Raw genomic sequence first — 15018 nt, 5'->3', positions numbered from 1 at the left:
CGAACGGAAGCCCCTCGTACCGGTGATTTCGCACGGGGTGTGAACGAAGTACCCGTTCTCCCGGTCCGCGCACTCTGCCACGTCCGCCCCGGCCCCGGTTGACTGTGCTTCTCGCCGCAAGGCGACGACCGGGCCGCCGGCTCCCCCCTCGTACAGTGCGGCCGCCCGGTCCGCGTCGCCCGCCCCGCCGATCTGCCCGACACTCCGTGGCGGGGCGGGCGACGCCGGCCCCGCCCCCTCCGCCCAGCGGTGGGAGGAGGAGGCGGGCCGGGGTCGGCGCAGCCCGGGTTCGGCGGGCTGCGCCGGCACCCGGACAAGGAGTGAGCCCCCCGTCACGACGCCCTTCGCCAGGACTTCGCCCCGCGCACGGACGGCCGGGTCCGGGGCGGGCGTGCGGTTCCCGGGTCCCGTGAACGGCGGAGGGCCGCCCCGGGGGTTCCCGGGGCGGCCCTCCTGGTGGGGCTGCGGGGCGTCAGGCGCCGCGCAGGACGGCGCCCGTGCGCTCGGCGGCCAGGGCCACCGCCGCGTCGCGGGCCGCGCTGGCCTCGTCGACCGTCAGCGTGCGGTCCGGGGCGCGGAACTTCAGCGCGTACGCCAGGGACTTGCTGCCCTCGCCGAGCTGGTCACCGGTGTAGACGTCGAACAGCCGGATGGACTCCAGGAGTTCGCCCGCGCCCTCGGTGAGGGCGGCCTCGACCTCGACGGCCGGGACGTCCGCGGCGACGACCAGGGCGACGTCCTGGGTGGCGACCGGGAAGGAGGAGATCCGGGGGGCCTTCACGGGGCCCTCGTTCGCCTTCTCCAGGAGGTCCAGGTCGATCTCCATCGCGCAGGCGCGGGCCGGGAGGCCGAACGCCTTCACCACGCGCGGGTGGAGCTCGCCGGCGTGGCCGACGAGGACCTTCTCGCCGTCCACCTCGACGTGGAACGCGGCGCAGCGGCCCGGGTGCCAGGGCGCGTGCCGGTCGGCGCTGATGATCAGCTCGACGCCCGCCTCGGCGGCCACGGTCCGGCCGGCCTCGACGGCGTCCGCCCAGTCGGACGGACGGCCCTTGCCCCACCAGCCGGCCTGCTCGCGCGCGCCGGCGAGGACGACGGCGGCGCGGCGCGGCTGCGCGGGCAGCGCGGCGTTGACGCGGGCGACCTCCTCGTCGGTGGGCCGGCGGTCGACGCCCAGCCGGACGGCGACGCCCGGCTGGTCCCCGGTCGGCCGGAAGACCAGACCGGTCTCGAAGAGCGCCAGGTCGTGGCTGCCCCGGCTGTCGTTGCGGCGGAGCGCGCCGAGCAGACCCGGGAGCAGCGTCGTGCGGAGCGCGGGCTCCTCGTCCGAGAGCGGGTTGACCAGTTCCACGAGGCGGCGACGGTCGTCGTCCGCGTCGAGACCGAGGTGGTCGAGGGCCTGCTCGCCGATGAACGGGTAGTTCAGCGCCTCGACGTAGCCGGCACCGGCCAGGGCGCGGCCCACCCTGCGGTGGACGCGCTGGCGGTCGGTGAGCCCGCGGCCGGCCGGGGGCTTCGGCAGCGTGGAGGGCAGGTTCTCGTAGCCCTCCAGGCGGATGACCTCTTCGGCGAGGTCGTTCGGCTCGTTGAGGTCGGGACGCCACGAGGGCACCGTGACGACGAGCTCGTCCTGGCCGTAGACGTCGCAGCCGACCTCCTGGAGGCGGCGGACGACGGTCTCGCGGCCGTAGTCGACGCCCGCGACCCTGTCCGGGTGGTTCGCCGGCACGGCGATGGTCCGGGGCGCGGACGGGGCCGCGACCTCGGTGACGCCGGCCTCGGCCGTGCCGCCCGCGAGCAGCACGAGCAGGTCGACGCAGCGCTGCGCGGCAGCGGCGGCGGCCTGCGGGTCGACCCCTCGCTCGAAGCGCTTGGACGCCTCGGAGGCCAGCTTGTGGCGGCGGGCCGTGCGGGCGATCGAGATCGCGTCGAAGTGCGCGGCCTCGATGACGACCTCGGAGCTGCCGGTGACGATCCCGGTCTCCGGGTCGGTCACCGGGTCGGCGATCTCCGTGTTGGCGCCGCCCATGACGCCCGCGATGCCGATCGGGCCGCGGTTGTCGGTGATGACGAGGTCCGCGGCGTCCAGGACGCGCACGGTGCCGTCGAGGGTGGTGATCTTCTCGCCGGCCTCGGCGCGGCGGACCCCGATGGGGCCGTCGAGCCGGGTGCGGTCGTAGGCGTGGATCGGCTGACCGAGCTCCAGCATCACGTAGTTGGTGATGTCGACGGCCAGCGAGATCGAGCGCATGCCGGCCTTCTGGAGGCGGCGCTGCAGCCAGATCGGGGAGCGGGCCTCGGGATCGAGACCGACGACCGTGCGGGCCGTGAAGCGGTCGCAGCCGATCGGGTCGGTGATCTGGACCGGGTAGCCGTACGAGTTCGGCGCGGGCACGTCGAGGAGCGCCGGGTCGCGCAGCGGCAGGCCGTAGGCGGTGGCCGTCTCGCGGGCGACGCCGCGCAGCGAGAGGCAGTAGCCGCGGTCCGGGGTGACGGCGATGTCGAGGACCTCGTCGAACAGCTCCAGGAGGACCGTGGCGTCGGTGCCGACCTCGTGCTCCGGCGGCAGCACGATGATGCCGTGCGTGCCGTCGTCGCCCATGCCGAGCTCGTCGCCGGAGCAGATCATGCCCCGGGAGACGCGGCCGTACGTCTTGCGCTCGGCGATCCGGAAGTCACCGGGGAGCACGGCGCCGGGCAGCGCCACGACGACCTTGTCGCCCTCGGCGAAGTTCCGGGCGCCGCAGATGATCTCCTGGGGCTCGCCGGTGCCGTTGGCCTGGCCGACGTCGACGGTGCAGAAGCGGATGGGCTTCTTGAACTCCGTCAGCTCCTCGATGGTGAGGACCCTGCCGACCACCAGCGGACCGGTCAGGCCGGCGCCGAGCTGCTCGACGGTCTCGACCTCGAGGCCTGCCGAAATGAGCTTGGCCTGGACGTCGCGGCCGGTCTCCGTCGCCGGCAGGTCGACGTACTCCCGCAGCCAAGAAAGCGGGACCCGCATCAGATCTCCATCCCGAACGGCCGGGTGAACCGGACGTCACCCTCGACCATGTCTCGCATGTCGTCGACGTTGTGGCGGAACATCAGCATCCGCTCGATGCCGAACCCGAAGGCGAATCCGCTGTACTTCTCGGGGTCCACACCGCAGGCGACGAGCACCTTCGGGTTGACCATGCCGCAGCCGCCGAGCTCGATCCAGCCCTCGCTGCCGCAGGTGCGGCAGGGACGGTCCGGGTTGCCGACGGACTCGCCGCGGCAGACGTAGCAGAGCATGTCCATCTCTGCGGACGGCTCGGTGAAGGGGAAGAAGTTCGGCCGCAGCCGGGTCTTCATGTCCGGGCCGAAGAGCGCCTGGACCATGTGGTCGAGGGTGCCCTTGAGGTCGGCCATGGTCAGGCCCTCGTCGACGGCGAGCAGCTCGATCTGGTGGAAGACCGGGGTGTGCGTGGCGTCGAGCTCGTCGGTGCGGTAGACGCGGCCGGGGCACACCACGTAGACCGGGGGCTCCCGGTCGATGAGGGTGCGGGCCTGCACCGGCGAGGTGTGCGTACGGAGCACGACGCCGGACTCGTCGCCCGTGGTCGCCTTCCCGTCGGGGGAGGTTCCCCGGACGAAGAAGGTGTCCTGCATCTGCCGGGCCGGGTGGTCCGGGACGAAGTTGAGGGCGTCGAAGTTGAACCACTCCGCCTCGACCTCGGGGCCCTCGGCGACCTCGTAGCCCATGGAGACGAAGACGTCGGAGACGCGCTCCATGAGCGTGGTCAGCGGGTGCCGGGCGCCGGCCGGGACGCGGTCGTACGGCAGGGTGACGTCGACGGCCTCCTCGACGAGGACGCGGGCGTCGCGCTCGGCCTCCAGCTCGGCCTGGCGGGCGGCGAGCGCCTTGGAGACGACGCCGCGGGCCTGGCCCACGAGCTTTCCGGCGGCGGCCTTGGCCTGCGGCGGCAGGGCGCCGATCTCCCGGTTGGCGAGCGCCAGCGGCGAGGTGCCACCGGTGTGCGCGGTCTTCGCATGCGCGAGCGCGTCGAGGTCGCCCGCGGCGGCGAAGGCGGCGAGCGCCTCGTCCCGCATGCGCTCGATCTCTTCCGGTTTCAGTGCCTCGACCTCAACCGGGTCGTACGACTTATTGGGTGCGGACATCTCTTCCCGTGCTTCCGTTGGCTGGCTGGGCGGCCCCGCTCGACGTCAAGGGCGCAAACGTGCCAAAGGACGAGTCTAACGGGGCGCGGGGACGCGAATGAGCCCGTGGGCAGGCCGGGCGGCTCCTGACCTCGTGCGGTCTCGGCTGCTGAGACGTCAGAGGAGGTGGGCCGGGGTGCCGACGGGCAGGATAAATCGGAACTCGGCCCCGCCACGGGGGCCCCGTCCGACGGTGATGGTGCCGCCGTGGGCCTCGACGACGCCCTTGACGATGTAGAGGCCGAGGCCGGTGCCGCCGCGTTTGCTGCCCCGCCAGAAGCGGGTGAAGACGCGGCTCATCGACGCTTCGGGGATGCCGGGTCCCTCGTCGCTCACGGTGACCTCCGTCCCCTCTTCCCCGTCGTCGCCCAGCGTGGTGGGTGCCACCTCGATGGTGACGGTTCCCTCGCCGTGGCGCACCGCATTTTCGAGGAGGTTCCCGAGGATCTGGTCGATCTTGTCGGGGTCGGCCCAGAGCGCGGGCAGCTGCGGCCTGATCCGTACGAAGAAGCGGTCGGGGGACTGGCCCGCGGTGGTGTGCACCTGGATGTGCCGGCCGACGGCGGCGGCGATGTCGACGGGCTGGCGGCGGACTTCGAGGCGTCCGGAGTCGATCCGGGAGATGTCGAGGAGTTCGGCGATGAGCCGCTTGATGCGGCCCGCGTCGGCGTCGACCGTCTCCAGCATGAGCCGCTTCTGCTCGTCGTTGAACCGCTCCCACTTGTCGAGGAGGGTGGCGGTGAAGCCCTTCACGGAGGTCAGCGGCGAGCGCAGTTCGTGGGCGACGGTGGCGATGAGCTCGGCGTGGCTGCGCTCGGTGCGGCGGCGCGCCTCGGTGCCGCGCAGGGAGACGACGACGCGGCGGACGGGCCCGGTGGGGTGCTCGCGGACGTACCGGGCGGAGACGAGGACCTCGCGGCCGCCGGGGAGCAGCAGGTTGCGCTCGGGCTGGCCGCGGCGGGTGGAGAGCCCGCCGTACGGATCGGTCAGCGCCCACCAGCGGCGGCCCTTGAGGTCCTCCAGGGGCAGCGCCTCGTCGAGGGGGAGGCCGAGGGCCCGGTCGCCGGGGACGGCGGTGATGCGGCCGGCGGCGGCGTTGAAGCAGACGACGCGACCGGTCTCGTCGGCGATGACGAGACCGTCGGGCAGGTCGTCGGGGTCGGTCCCGGCGAAACCGGCCGCCGCGGCGGGGTCCGGCGGAGCGGCGGGCCCCGGTGGCGCGGCGCCGGGCTCGGACGGCTCGGTGCTCCGTGCCTGTGCGGGACTGTCCGTGCCGACCGTCATTCCCGTACCCCACCCCTCCGTGTAGCGCAGTGGGCCCCCGAGTGGGTCACTCTACTGGGCGGAGGGGGCGGAATGGACCCCTCAGGCGGAGGTTCGGGGGCGCTGGGCACGGGCGGAGGCGTACAGGCAGACCGCGGCGGCGGTGGCGAGGTTGAGGCTCTCGGCCTTGCCGTGGATCGGGACGCGGACGACGGCGTCGGCGAGCGCCCGGGTCTCCTCGGGCAGTCCCCAGGCCTCGTTGCCGAAGATCCAGGCGGTGGGTCCGCCCATGGTGCCGGCGTCGAGCTCGTCGTCGAGGTCGTCCTGTCCGGCCCCGTCGGCGGCGAGGATCCGCACGCCCGCGCTCTTGAGCCCGGCGACGGCCTGCTCGACGGGGACGCCGACGGCCACCGGCAGGTGGAAGAGGGAGCCGACGGAGGCGCGGACGGACTTGGGGTTGTAGAGGTCGACGGAGGCGTCGGTGAGGACGACGGCGTCGGCGCCGGCCGCGTCGGCGCAGCGCAGCACGGTGCCGGCGTTCCCGGGGTCGCGGACGTGCGCGAGGACGGCAACCAGCTTGGGCCGGGCCGCGACGATCTCCTCGAACGGCGAGTCGAGGAACCGGCAGACGCCGACGAGGCCCTGCGGGGTGACGGTCTGGGAGACCTCGGCGAGGACGCCGTCGGAGGCGAAGTGGACGCGGGCGCCGGCGGCGCGGGCGGCGTCGACGATCGCGGCGTAGCGCTCGGCGGCCTCGACGGTGGTGAAGAGCTCGACGAGGGTGGGCTCGCCGCCGGGGCCGCGGTGCTCGACGGCCTCGCGGACGGCCTGCGGGCCCTCGGCGATGAAGAGGCGGTCCTTGCCCCGGAAGTTGCGCTTGGCGAGCCGCCGGGCGGCGACGACGCGCGGGGAACGCGGGGAGATCAGCTCGGGGGTGACCATGGGGTGCGGCGGTTCTCTCTTCGGGGCCGGGGCGCTGCGGGGCCGATGGCCCTGGGGCCGGGACTACGGGTTCTCGGGGGCCTACGCACCCGGACCCGCAGGCGCGAGCGCACCTGCGGGTCCGGGCGGAAGTACTGCGGCCTGGAAGATCAGGCGGCGGCCTTCGGGGCGTTGACGTCGGCCGGGAGGGCCTTCTGCGCGACCTCGACCAGCGCGGCGAACGCGTTGATGTCGTTGACGGCCAGCTCGGCGAGGATCTTGCGGTCCACCTCGATGTTGGCGGCCTTCAGACCCTGGATGAGGCGGTTGTAGGTCATGCCGTTCTGGCGGGCAGCGGCGTTGATGCGCTGGATCCACAGCTGACGGAAGTCGCCCTTGCGCTTCTTGCGGTCGTTGTAGTTGTAGACCAGCGAGTGGGTGACCTGCTCCTTGGCCTTGCGGTACAGGCGCGAACGCTGACCGCGGTAGCCGGAGGCCGCCTCGAGGATCGCCCGGCGCTTCTTGTGGGCGTTGACTGCCCGCTTGACGCGTGCCACTTCTTAACTCCTTGTAGCGGGGTCGCGGTGGTCCTCACACGACCCGAAAAACGGATGGGTCCCGGTCTGTGCCGGATGCCCTCGTCGCCGAGGGCGGGAGATCAGGTCAGATGCCCAGCATCTTCTTGATCTTGGCGGCGTCACCCGGGGCCATCTCGGCGTTGCCGGTGAGGCGACGCGTCAGCTTGGACGACTTGTGCTCGAGCAGGTGGCGCTTACCGGCGCGCTCGCGCAGGATCTTGCCGGAGCCGGTGACCTTGAAGCGCTTCTTGGCACCGGAGTGCGTCTTGTTCTTCGGCATAGCGCCGTTCTCTCCTCGTCAGTGGCGCTCCCCCCGGTGCGGGCACCGGACGACCGGGAGCGTCATTCTTCGATTGGGTGGGACCGGGCGGAATCCGGGGGCTGCCGGGAGGCAGCCCCCGTGGATCACGCCTCGGCGTTCTCGGACGGGGTCTCCGTCGAGGTCTCCTCGGCAGCGGCCTCGGCAGCGGCCTCGGCGGGGGCCTCGGACGAACCGCCCTGGCGCTCGGCCTTGCGCGCGGCCTGGGCCTCGCGAGCCTCGGCCATGGCCTCGGTCTTCTTCTTGTGCGGACCGAGAACCATGATCATGTTCCGGCCGTCCTGCTTCGGGTTGGACTCGATGAACCCAAGCTCCTGGACGTCCTCGGCGAGGCGCTGCAGAAGTCGGTAACCGAGCTCCGGGCGGGACTGCTCACGACCACGGAACATGATCGTGATCTTGACCTTGTCGCCCTGCTTGAGGAACCGGACGACGTGACCCTTCTTGGTGTCATAGTCGTGCGGGTCGATCTTCGGCCGGAGCTTCATCTCCTTGATGACCGTGTGCGCCTGGTTCTTGCGCGCCTCACGGGCCTTCATGGCCGACTCGTACTTGAACTTCCCGTAGTCCATGAGCTTGCACACGGGCGGGCGGGCGTTCGCCGCGACCTCGACCAGGTCGAGGTCGTACTCCTGAGCGAGCTCCAGGGCCTTGGCAAGGGGGACGATGCCCACCTGCTCGCCGCTGGGGCCGACAAGACGCACCTCGGGAACGCGAATCCGCTCGTTGATGCGGGGCTCGGCGCTGATGGATCCTCCTCGGTAGCACCACGCGACCGCCTTGGCGGACGGACACGTCACGTGAAACAGTTGAGACCAACCGGGCCGGTACATGAAAAATGCCCCGGACGGTACACAGGCGGGGCTCCACGGAAAACCGGAGCACCACCACGGTGAACCGCGGGGCGCGCATCGGGCGGCTCCATCGTCCGTACGGAACGATGGGCGCCACCTGACCGGTGACCCGCCACCCGCGAGGGTGGTCAGGTGGGAGTACGGAGCCTCCACTTGTGGGCCGGACACAGAGATGTCCAGCCGGTCGTTACACAAGGTTAGCAGGACCCGGCGGTCGGCGCGAACCGTACGTCCGCTTATCGTGTGGGCATGAGCGAGACGCCCCAGAACGAGTCCACGGACGCCCCCGACTTCGAAAGCATGACCCGCGACATCGCGGAGGTCCCGGCGGTCGAGGTGATCGTGACCGTCGCCGTCAACCTGATGAGCGCCGCCGCCGTGAAGCTCGGGCTCACCGAGGAGGGCGACGAGCACAAGGACCTCGACGAGGCGCGCAAGCTGATCCACGCGCTCGCGGGCCTCATGGACGCCGGCGCGACGGAGGTCTCCTCCTTCCACGCGGCCCCCCTGCGGGACGGCCTGAAGTCCCTCCAGCTCGCCTTCCGCGAGGCCTCCCTGATCCCGGACGAGCCGGGCCAGGGACCGGGCGAGAAGTACACGGGGCCGGTGTACGGCTAGGACCTGATCGCTTCCCGGGGGTACGGGGGTCGCCCCCCGGGAGACGGCGGTCACGGGGCCGGTGTACGGCTAGGACCCTACCGCTTCACGTAGAAGGGCTCGCCGGGAGGCGTGGCCGAGGCCGGCAGGAGTGCCAGGTCGAGGCCCCGCACCAGGCGGGCCCTCAGTGTTTCGTCGGCGGCCAGGGCGCGGGCCACCCGCTGGGCCGCCTCCGCCGGGGAGGCGTCCTCGGCGAGGACCAGGGCGACCGTGCCGTCGGCGGTGCCGGGGCCCAGGTGGGCGCGGAGCACCGCGGGCTCGGCGGCCACGGCGGCGCGCACGGCCTCCCGCACGGACGGGTCGTCGAGCGGGTCGGCGCTGGAGCGGCCCTCGGCGAGGGCGAGCAGTGCGGAGCCGGCCACCTGGTACGGCACGGGGCCGGCCAGGTCCAGGACCAGGGTGTCGGCCTTCTCGTGGGCGAGGGCCGCGAGCGCCTGGTGGACGGGGACGGCGACGGGCCGGGCCTGCGGGTCCCAGAGGGCGAGCGAGGCGAGCGAGGTGAAGGCCGGCAGGGCCCGCCGGTCGCCGGCCGTCAGGGTGGGGACGGCCATGTCGCTCGTCTTCTCCTGCTTCAGCCCCGTCTCGGGGTCGATCTCGACCTCGCCGAGGACGGCGACCACGGGGACGAGCAGCCGCGCCCCCTTCAGGGCTTCGAGGACGGGGCCGTGGGCGGTCCTGTCCTCCGCCCAGGCCGCGAGGGCCGCGGCGAGCCGCGGGTCGGCGGTGCCGTCGTCTTCGGAGAAACCGGGGTCCGGGATGTTCTTGAGCGCCACGCACCGAGCCTAACCGTCGGGTCCGGGGCCCCGGCTAGCAGGTCCGGTGGGCGCGCCGGAGCATCACGGCGACGAGGAGGAGCAGGGCGCCGAGACCGCCGGCGGCGGGGGCGAGCAGGCCGAAGGGGCGGCTCTCCTCCGCGGCGGGGAGGGGGCCGGGTCCGAAGTAGCGGCCCCGGTACCCGGTGGCGGCGCTCTTGGGGTCGCCGGCCTCGATCCGGCGGCCGGCGGCGATCGCGGCGGCCGGGTCGACCGTCCCGTACCCCTTGGCGTCGCTGCGTCCGCCCTTCGGCCGGTTGCGGGCGGTGTCGACGAGCAGCCGCTTGATCTGGGCGGGGGTGAGGTCGGGGTGCGCGGAGCGGACGAGGGCGACGGCTCCGGAGACGAACGCGGCGGCGGCGCTGGTGCCCCAGCCCTCGTAGTAGCGGCGGTCGGGGTCGGCGATGACGATGTCGTCGCCGGGGGCGCTGACGGTGGCGTACCAGCGGCGGGTGGAGAAGGAGGCGTGGGTGCCGTAGCGGTCCACGGCGGCGACGGCGATGACGCCGGGGTAGGCCGCGGGGTAGGAGATGTGGTCGCCCTTCTCGCCGCCGTTGCCGGCGGAGGCGACGACGGAGACGCCCTTGGCGAGGGCGTACTGGACGGCGGCGTCCTCGCCGGCGTCGGGGTGGGCGGACTTGGAGTCGTCGCCGAGGGACAGGTTGATGACGTCGGCGCCGTGGTCGGCGGCCCAGCGGATGCCTTCGGCGAGGGCCGTGCCCCGGGTCCTGCGGGCCTTGTCGCGGGCGCCGTCGGTGGACTCCAGGATGACCCGCACGGGCAGGATCCGGACGTCGGGGGCGACGCCGAGGACGCCGTCCTGTCCGCCGGGGCCGTGGCCGTGCCCGGCGATGATGCCGGCCATCGCGGTGCCGTGCCGGGCCCAGGCGCGGTCGCCCCTCGACGCGCCGAAGCCGATGAGGTCGCGTCCGGCGAGGACCGAACCCGCGAGGTCCGGGTGGCCGGCGTCGACGCCGGTGTCGAGGACGGCGACGGTGACGCCGTGGCCCTTGGTGGTGCGCCAGGCCTCCGTGGTGTGGAGGGCTTCGAGGCCCCACTGGCGGGCCCGGATGGTGTCGGCGTGCGCGGGGGCGGTGGTGGCGGGCAGGACGGAGAACGCGGCGGCGAGCAGGGCGACCGCGCCGCCGCGGGCCCGGCGGCGGTGGGCGGGTCGGATCACCGGGCGTTCTCCTTGGCGGCCTTGGTGGCGGCCGTGCGCAGCAGTCGTACGAGGCGTTCGGTGATGCCCTTGACCTCGTGGCCGAGACCGGACTGGGTGGTGGCGTCGGTGCGGTTCGCGGTCATGGCCCGGTCGGCGGGGACGGGGCCGCCCTCGACGGTCCGGCCGTCGGCGAAGCCGGAGACGGCGGTGACGACGACGGGGAGGTCGGCGGGGGCGTTCAGCCACCAGGCGGCGCGCTGCGGGGCGCCGAAGCGGGCGGCGACGGTGCCGGGGCCGGCGAGGGCCGGGGGGACGTCCGCGCCGAGCCGGGCGGTGAGGTCCTTGCCGAGGGTGCGCTGGGCGGCGGCGTCGGCGCGGGTGAAGACGAGGCCGACGGTGATCACGCTGCTGGCGGTGGCGTCGGTGTACGTGGCGCGCAGGACGCGCTCGCAGCCGAGCGGTTCGACGGTGGCGCGGAGGGCCTTGGCGAGGACGGCGGGGGTGCAGGCGGAGTCCGGGGCGACGACGATCCGGGTCCAGGTGCGGTCGGAGCGGCCGGGGCCGGCGCCGGGGCCCGCGAGGGTGCGGGGGAAGAGGGTGTCGACGGGGGCGTTGTGCCAGAGGTCCTCGGCCTCGGCGTACCCGACGGGTTCGACGGGCTCGCCGGGCTCGGACGCGGCCAGCCACACGCCGGCGAGGGCGCCGCCGATGAGCCCGAACCCGAGCACGGCGCAGGCGGCGACGGCGAGGGTCCGCCCGGTGCGCCGTTCCCGCACGGGCCGCAGCCGCGTGGTGGTCTCGACGGGCGCCTCGGGCGGGAGCGGCATGCCGGGCCCGCGGTACGGAGGACGGGGCGCGGGGGCGGTGTCCGCGGCCACCGGACGCCAGGCCGTGCCGCCCGCGGGCGCCGTCGCGGACGGGGCACCACCGGCGGCCGACCGGGCGGGGGCGCCCGTGGGCGGTCCGGGACGCCCGTCGACGCCTGCCGCGCCGACGGGCGCTCTCGTGGGACGGGGCGGCGCGGCCGGGGGCCCGGCGGAGGCACCGCCGGGGCGGGGGCCGGTCGGAGGCTGGGCCGAGGCACCGCCGGGGCGGGGACCGGTCGGCGGTTGCGTGGAGGCGTCCGTGGGGGCGGCCGGGGCCGTGGAGGGCCAGGGCGGGGCGGCCGCCGGGGCCGCGGGGCGACCGGGGTCCGCCGCCGGCCGGGCGGGGGCGGTCGTGGGGCGGGGCGGGGCGGACGGAGCGGCGGCCGGCTCCGGGATCGCCCGAGCGGGCGTCACGGGGTGGACAGGGGCCGCCGGGCGGGCCGCAGCCGGGGGCGCCGGGCGGGCGGGAGCCGAGTGGGCCGGGGACGGCGTGGCCGGGGCAGCCGGAGGGGCCTCAACCGGGGTCGTCCGGCGGGCCTGGGCCGGGGGCGCCGAGTGGGCCTGGGCCGGGGGCGCCGGGCGGGTCGGCCTCGCCGTCGGTTCTCCGGTGGGAGCGGGCGGAGCGGTCCGCGGGCCGGAGGGCCGGCCCGTCGCGGGGACCGGGCGGAGGCGGGTCGTGGTCTCGACCGCCGGGAGGTCCGTCGCGTCCGGTGCCGGGAGCAGGGCGTCCGTGATGCGGGAGGCCGTGGGGCGGTGCTCGCCGGTCATCCCCGTCCCCCTGCTCGTGTCGACAATGCCCGTCACTCTACGGGCTGTTCCCCCTCGCACGGGAACCAGGGGCTACCCACCCGTAAACCTGTCTGGCAAGCTCGGGCCATGACTCCCCGTGCCGCCGACCGGGCCCGTTACGACCGGGCCACCGCTCACCTCGACGCGCCCGTGGCGATCGTCGACCTGGAGGCCTTCGACGCCAACGCGGCGGACCTCGTGCGCCGCGCCGGGGGCAAGCCGGTCCGGGTGGCGAGCAAGTCGGTCCGGTGCCGGGCGCTCCTCGAGCGGGTGCTGTCGCGGGACGGGTTCGCCGGGATCATGTCGTTCACGCTCGACGAGTCGTTGTGGCTCGCCCGCGCCGGTTTCGAGGACGTGCTGCTCGCGTATCCGTCGGCGGACCGGTCCGGGTTCGGGGAGCTCGCGCGGGACCCGAAGCTCGCCGCCGCCGTGACCGTGATGGTGGACGACGTGGCACAGCTCGACCTGATCGACGCGGCCCGCGCGGGCGGGACGGAGGAGGTGCGGGTCTGTCTGGAACTGGACACGGCGCTGCACCTGTTCGGCGGGCGGATACGGGTCGGAGCCCGGCGTTCGCCGCTGCGGGAGCCGGCCCAGCTCGCCGAGCTGGCCCGCTCGGTGGCGCGGCGGCCGGGGTTCCGGCTGGTCGGGATCATGGCGTACGAGGGGCACGTCGCCGGTGTCGGGGACGCGGTCGCGGGCCGGCCGCTGCGCTCGCGGGCGATCCGGCTGATGCAGTCCGCGGCCCGCGGGGAGCTGGCGGAGCGCAGGGCGGCCGTGGTGCGGGCCGTCCGGGCGGTGGCGCCGGACCTGGAGTTCGTGAACGGCGGCGGCACCGGGAGCGTGCAGCACACGGCAGCCGAGGAGGCGGTGACGGAGATCGCCGCGGGCTCGGGGCTGTTCGTGCCGCGTCTCTTCGACAACTACACGTCCTTCAGCGGCCGTCCGGCCGCGCTCTTCGCCCAGCCGGTGGTCCGCCGCCCGGGTGTGGGCGTGGTGACGGTGCTCGGTGGCGGCTACCCGGCGTCGGGTGTCGCCGGCCCGGACCGGCTGCCCGTCCCGTACCTGCCCGAGGGGCTCCGGTACGACCCGCAGGAGGGCCCCGGCGAGGTGCAGACCCCGCTGCTCGGCTCCCCCGCCGACGATCTGCGGATCGGCGACAAGGTCTGGTTCCGGCACGCGAAGGCCGGGGAGCTGTGCGAGCGGTTCGAGAGCCTGCACCTGGTGGAGGGCGATCGCGTCACGGCGACCGTGCCCACGTACCGGGGCGAGGGGATGACCTTCCTCTAGGGCCTCCAGACACCCCTAGACCCCTAGACCCCTAGAACACGGTGTCCGGCTGGTCCGGGACGATGCTGCCGTCGGGGCGCCGGACCGGCCGGGCCGTGCCGTCGCTCGTCGTGTAGCCGGTGGTGGCGCAGGGGTACGGGGTCGCCTTCCGCTTCTTCGGTTCGATGAACATGGGGTTGACCAGCCAGCGGCCGTCGCCGTTCTCGTACGCCCGGCACATGAGCTCGTCCTTGTTGCGGTTGAGGACCAGGCGCAGCTCGGTGGCGTCCCGCAGGAAGGAGACGTCGGTGTCGGAGTCGCCGGCGGCGAAGACCTGGCGGCGGTCGGCGGGCTGGACGCGCTCGGCGGCGGGGCCGCGGACGCCGAAGACCTCCTGGTTGATCCAGCAGCGCTTGCCGTCGATGTAGGTGATCATCGTGTCCTCGCCGTCCCGGACGGTGCCGCAGCCCTTGAGGTGGGTGGTGAGGCGGCCGTGTTCGGTGGTGCTGCGGATGCCGAGGGCGTGGTCGGGGTCGATGCCGACGCCCTTCGCCCAGACGTCGACGACGGGTTCGGGCGAGGCGGAGACGATCCAGACGTCGAAGCCGCCGTCCCGGAGGGCCCGGACGAGGTCGCGCTGCTGGTCGTAGGAGCGGACCCAGCCGGTGACCCGTGCGGTGCCGACCTGCTGGGTGGCGCCCTGCGGGGCGGCGAGGTTCTCGGCGCGGGCGGCGGCCGCGAAGGAGGCGGCCTGGCGGGTGGTCCAGCCGTGCAGGAGCTGGGCGAGCCAGGCGTACCGGGGCTCCGTGCGGCGGTGGTCGTGGCCGGCGAAGGCCGTCCTGCCGGCGGTCGTGGTGCCGTTCGCGTACACGGAGAGGAGTTCGTCGGCGCAGCGGGTGTCGGTGGCCGTGGGGAGGGTGCGCGCGCCGGTGGGGCAGGCCTCGCCGAGGGCGGTCGCGGCCTCGGGGGTGAGGTGGCGGCTGGTGGTGGACCAGTCGCCGTCCTTCGGGGGCCGGATGCGGTCGTGGCGCAGGAGCCAGGAGAAGGTGGCGTCGCCGACGTCGTTCTTGACGACGGTGTTGTCCCAGTCGAAGACCGCGACCGGCTTCCGGCCGCCCCTGTCCTCGCAGTGGTCGGCCAACAGGGACTCGATGCGGGCCTCGTTGTCGCCGTACCAGCCGTCGGAGACCTTCAGGACGGGGCATCCGGCGGGCCCGGCCCCGGCCTGTGCCGCGGGGAGGAGGCCGGTGGCGGCGAGGGCGAGGGCGGCCGCCGCGGCGGCGGTGCGGAGCTTCTCGTTCATGAACGCTCTCCCGGGTGTACGCGGACAGCCGGGCGCCTCGCGA

Annotated in this window: 13 protein-coding genes; 2 read left to right on the top strand and 11 right to left on the bottom strand. The window is 74.3% G+C overall.

Annotation, left to right across the window (positions count from 1 at the left end):
- Nucleotides 1-472 precede the first annotated feature (472 nt).
- The 7 genes from pheT to infC all read right to left on the bottom strand — a co-directional run bounded on the left by pheT (nucleotide 473) and on the right by infC (nucleotide 8063).
- A complete protein-coding gene (gene pheT, locus ACZ66Z_RS30150) occupies nucleotides 473-3004 on the bottom strand; it encodes a phenylalanine--tRNA ligase subunit beta (RefSeq protein WP_469938552.1) in 2532 nt (843 codons plus the stop codon).
- Nucleotides 3004-4143, bottom strand: a complete 1140-nt coding sequence (gene pheS / locus ACZ66Z_RS30145) for a phenylalanine--tRNA ligase subunit alpha (RefSeq protein ID WP_469938551.1) — start codon at nucleotides 4141-4143, stop codon at nucleotides 3004-3006. Before pheS ends, pheT begins: the two co-directional genes overlap by 1 nt.
- 156 nt (nucleotides 4144-4299) lie before the next feature.
- Complete coding sequence (locus ACZ66Z_RS30140) at nucleotides 4300-5466, bottom strand: sensor histidine kinase (protein WP_469938550.1); 1167 nt, start codon at nucleotides 5464-5466, stop codon at nucleotides 4300-4302.
- An 81-nt stretch (nucleotides 5467-5547) separates the two neighbouring features.
- On the bottom strand, nucleotides 5548-6387 hold the full coding sequence (locus tag ACZ66Z_RS30135) for a TrmH family RNA methyltransferase (protein ID WP_469938548.1): 840 nt from the start codon (nucleotides 6385-6387) through the stop codon (nucleotides 5548-5550).
- 149 nt (nucleotides 6388-6536) lie between these two features.
- Nucleotides 6537-6923: a 50S ribosomal protein L20 gene (rplT, locus tag ACZ66Z_RS30130; protein ID WP_017241732.1), complete on the bottom strand. Its 387-nt coding sequence runs from the start codon at nucleotides 6921-6923 to the stop codon at nucleotides 6537-6539.
- Nucleotides 6924-7029: 106 nt separating this feature from the next.
- Nucleotides 7030-7224, bottom strand: coding sequence for a 50S ribosomal protein L35 (gene rpmI, locus ACZ66Z_RS30125; RefSeq protein WP_015032399.1), 195 nt, complete (start codon nucleotides 7222-7224; stop codon nucleotides 7030-7032).
- Between the two features lie 125 nt (nucleotides 7225-7349).
- A complete protein-coding gene (gene infC, locus ACZ66Z_RS30120) occupies nucleotides 7350-8063 on the bottom strand; it encodes a translation initiation factor IF-3 (protein WP_469938546.1) in 714 nt (237 codons plus the stop codon).
- 303 nt (nucleotides 8064-8366) lie between these two features.
- Between infC and ACZ66Z_RS30115 the strand changes: the two genes are divergently transcribed.
- A complete protein-coding gene (locus ACZ66Z_RS30115) occupies nucleotides 8367-8735 on the top strand; it encodes a DUF1844 domain-containing protein (RefSeq protein WP_469938544.1) in 369 nt (122 codons plus the stop codon).
- Nucleotides 8736-8812: 77 nt separating this feature from the next.
- Here the strand turns inward: ACZ66Z_RS30115 and ACZ66Z_RS30110 are convergent, their stop codons facing one another.
- Genes ACZ66Z_RS30110 through ACZ66Z_RS30100 form a run of 3 tightly spaced genes read right to left on the bottom strand, consistent with a single transcriptional unit; the run spans nucleotide 8813 to nucleotide 11575 of the window.
- On the bottom strand, nucleotides 8813-9547 hold the full coding sequence (locus ACZ66Z_RS30110; RefSeq protein ID WP_469938543.1) for an SseB family protein: 735 nt from the start codon (nucleotides 9545-9547) through the stop codon (nucleotides 8813-8815).
- A 34-nt stretch (nucleotides 9548-9581) separates the two neighbouring features.
- Complete coding sequence (mycP, locus tag ACZ66Z_RS30105; protein ID WP_469938541.1) at nucleotides 9582-10766, bottom strand: type VII secretion-associated serine protease mycosin; 1185 nt, start codon at nucleotides 10764-10766, stop codon at nucleotides 9582-9584.
- Complete coding sequence (locus tag ACZ66Z_RS30100) at nucleotides 10763-11575, bottom strand: hypothetical protein (protein WP_469938540.1); 813 nt, start codon at nucleotides 11573-11575, stop codon at nucleotides 10763-10765. The genes mycP and ACZ66Z_RS30100 overlap by 4 nt, the downstream gene beginning before the upstream one ends.
- Before the next feature lie 915 nt (nucleotides 11576-12490).
- Between ACZ66Z_RS30100 and ACZ66Z_RS30095 the strand changes: the two genes are divergently transcribed.
- Complete coding sequence (locus ACZ66Z_RS30095; protein ID WP_469938539.1) at nucleotides 12491-13693, top strand: amino acid deaminase/aldolase; 1203 nt, start codon at nucleotides 12491-12493, stop codon at nucleotides 13691-13693.
- Nucleotides 13694-13724: 31 nt separating this feature from the next.
- Here ACZ66Z_RS30095 and ACZ66Z_RS30090 read toward each other — a convergent pair whose 3' ends face one another.
- A complete protein-coding gene (locus ACZ66Z_RS30090) occupies nucleotides 13725-14975 on the bottom strand; it encodes a haloacid dehalogenase-like hydrolase (RefSeq protein ID WP_469938538.1) in 1251 nt (416 codons plus the stop codon).
- Between the last annotated feature and the right edge of the window lie 43 nt (nucleotides 14976-15018).

The organism is Streptomyces sp. NPDC107498 (assembly GCF_055582805.1).
Note: the sequence above shows the minus strand (reverse complement) of the source record. Positions and strands in the feature narration are given on the sequence as shown.

What these genes read in the sequence shown, in the direction of transcription:
- pheT (WP_469938552.1), bottom strand. Translation starts at nt 3,004, where the DNA reads ATGCGGGTCCCGCTTTCTTGGCTGCGGGAGTACGTCGACCTGCCGGCG.
- pheS (WP_469938551.1), bottom strand. Translation starts at nt 4,143, where the DNA reads ATGTCCGCACCCAATAAGTCGTACGACCCGGTTGAGGTCGAGGCACTG.
- ACZ66Z_RS30140 (WP_469938550.1), bottom strand. Translation starts at nt 5,466, where the DNA reads ATGACGGTCGGCACGGACAGTCCCGCACAGGCACGGAGCACCGAGCCG.
- ACZ66Z_RS30135 (WP_469938548.1), bottom strand. Translation starts at nt 6,387, where the DNA reads ATGGTCACCCCCGAGCTGATCTCCCCGCGTTCCCCGCGCGTCGTCGCC.
- rpmI (WP_015032399.1), bottom strand. Translation starts at nt 7,224, where the DNA reads ATGCCGAAGAACAAGACGCACTCCGGTGCCAAGAAGCGCTTCAAGGTC.
- ACZ66Z_RS30115 (WP_469938544.1), top strand. Translation starts at nt 8,367, where the DNA reads ATGAGCGAGACGCCCCAGAACGAGTCCACGGACGCCCCCGACTTCGAA.
- ACZ66Z_RS30100 (WP_469938540.1), bottom strand. Translation starts at nt 11,575, where the DNA reads ATGCCGCTCCCGCCCGAGGCGCCCGTCGAGACCACCACGCGGCTGCGG.
- ACZ66Z_RS30095 (WP_469938539.1), top strand. Translation starts at nt 12,491, where the DNA reads ATGACTCCCCGTGCCGCCGACCGGGCCCGTTACGACCGGGCCACCGCT.
- ACZ66Z_RS30090 (WP_469938538.1), bottom strand. Translation starts at nt 14,975, where the DNA reads ATGAACGAGAAGCTCCGCACCGCCGCCGCGGCGGCCGCCCTCGCCCTC.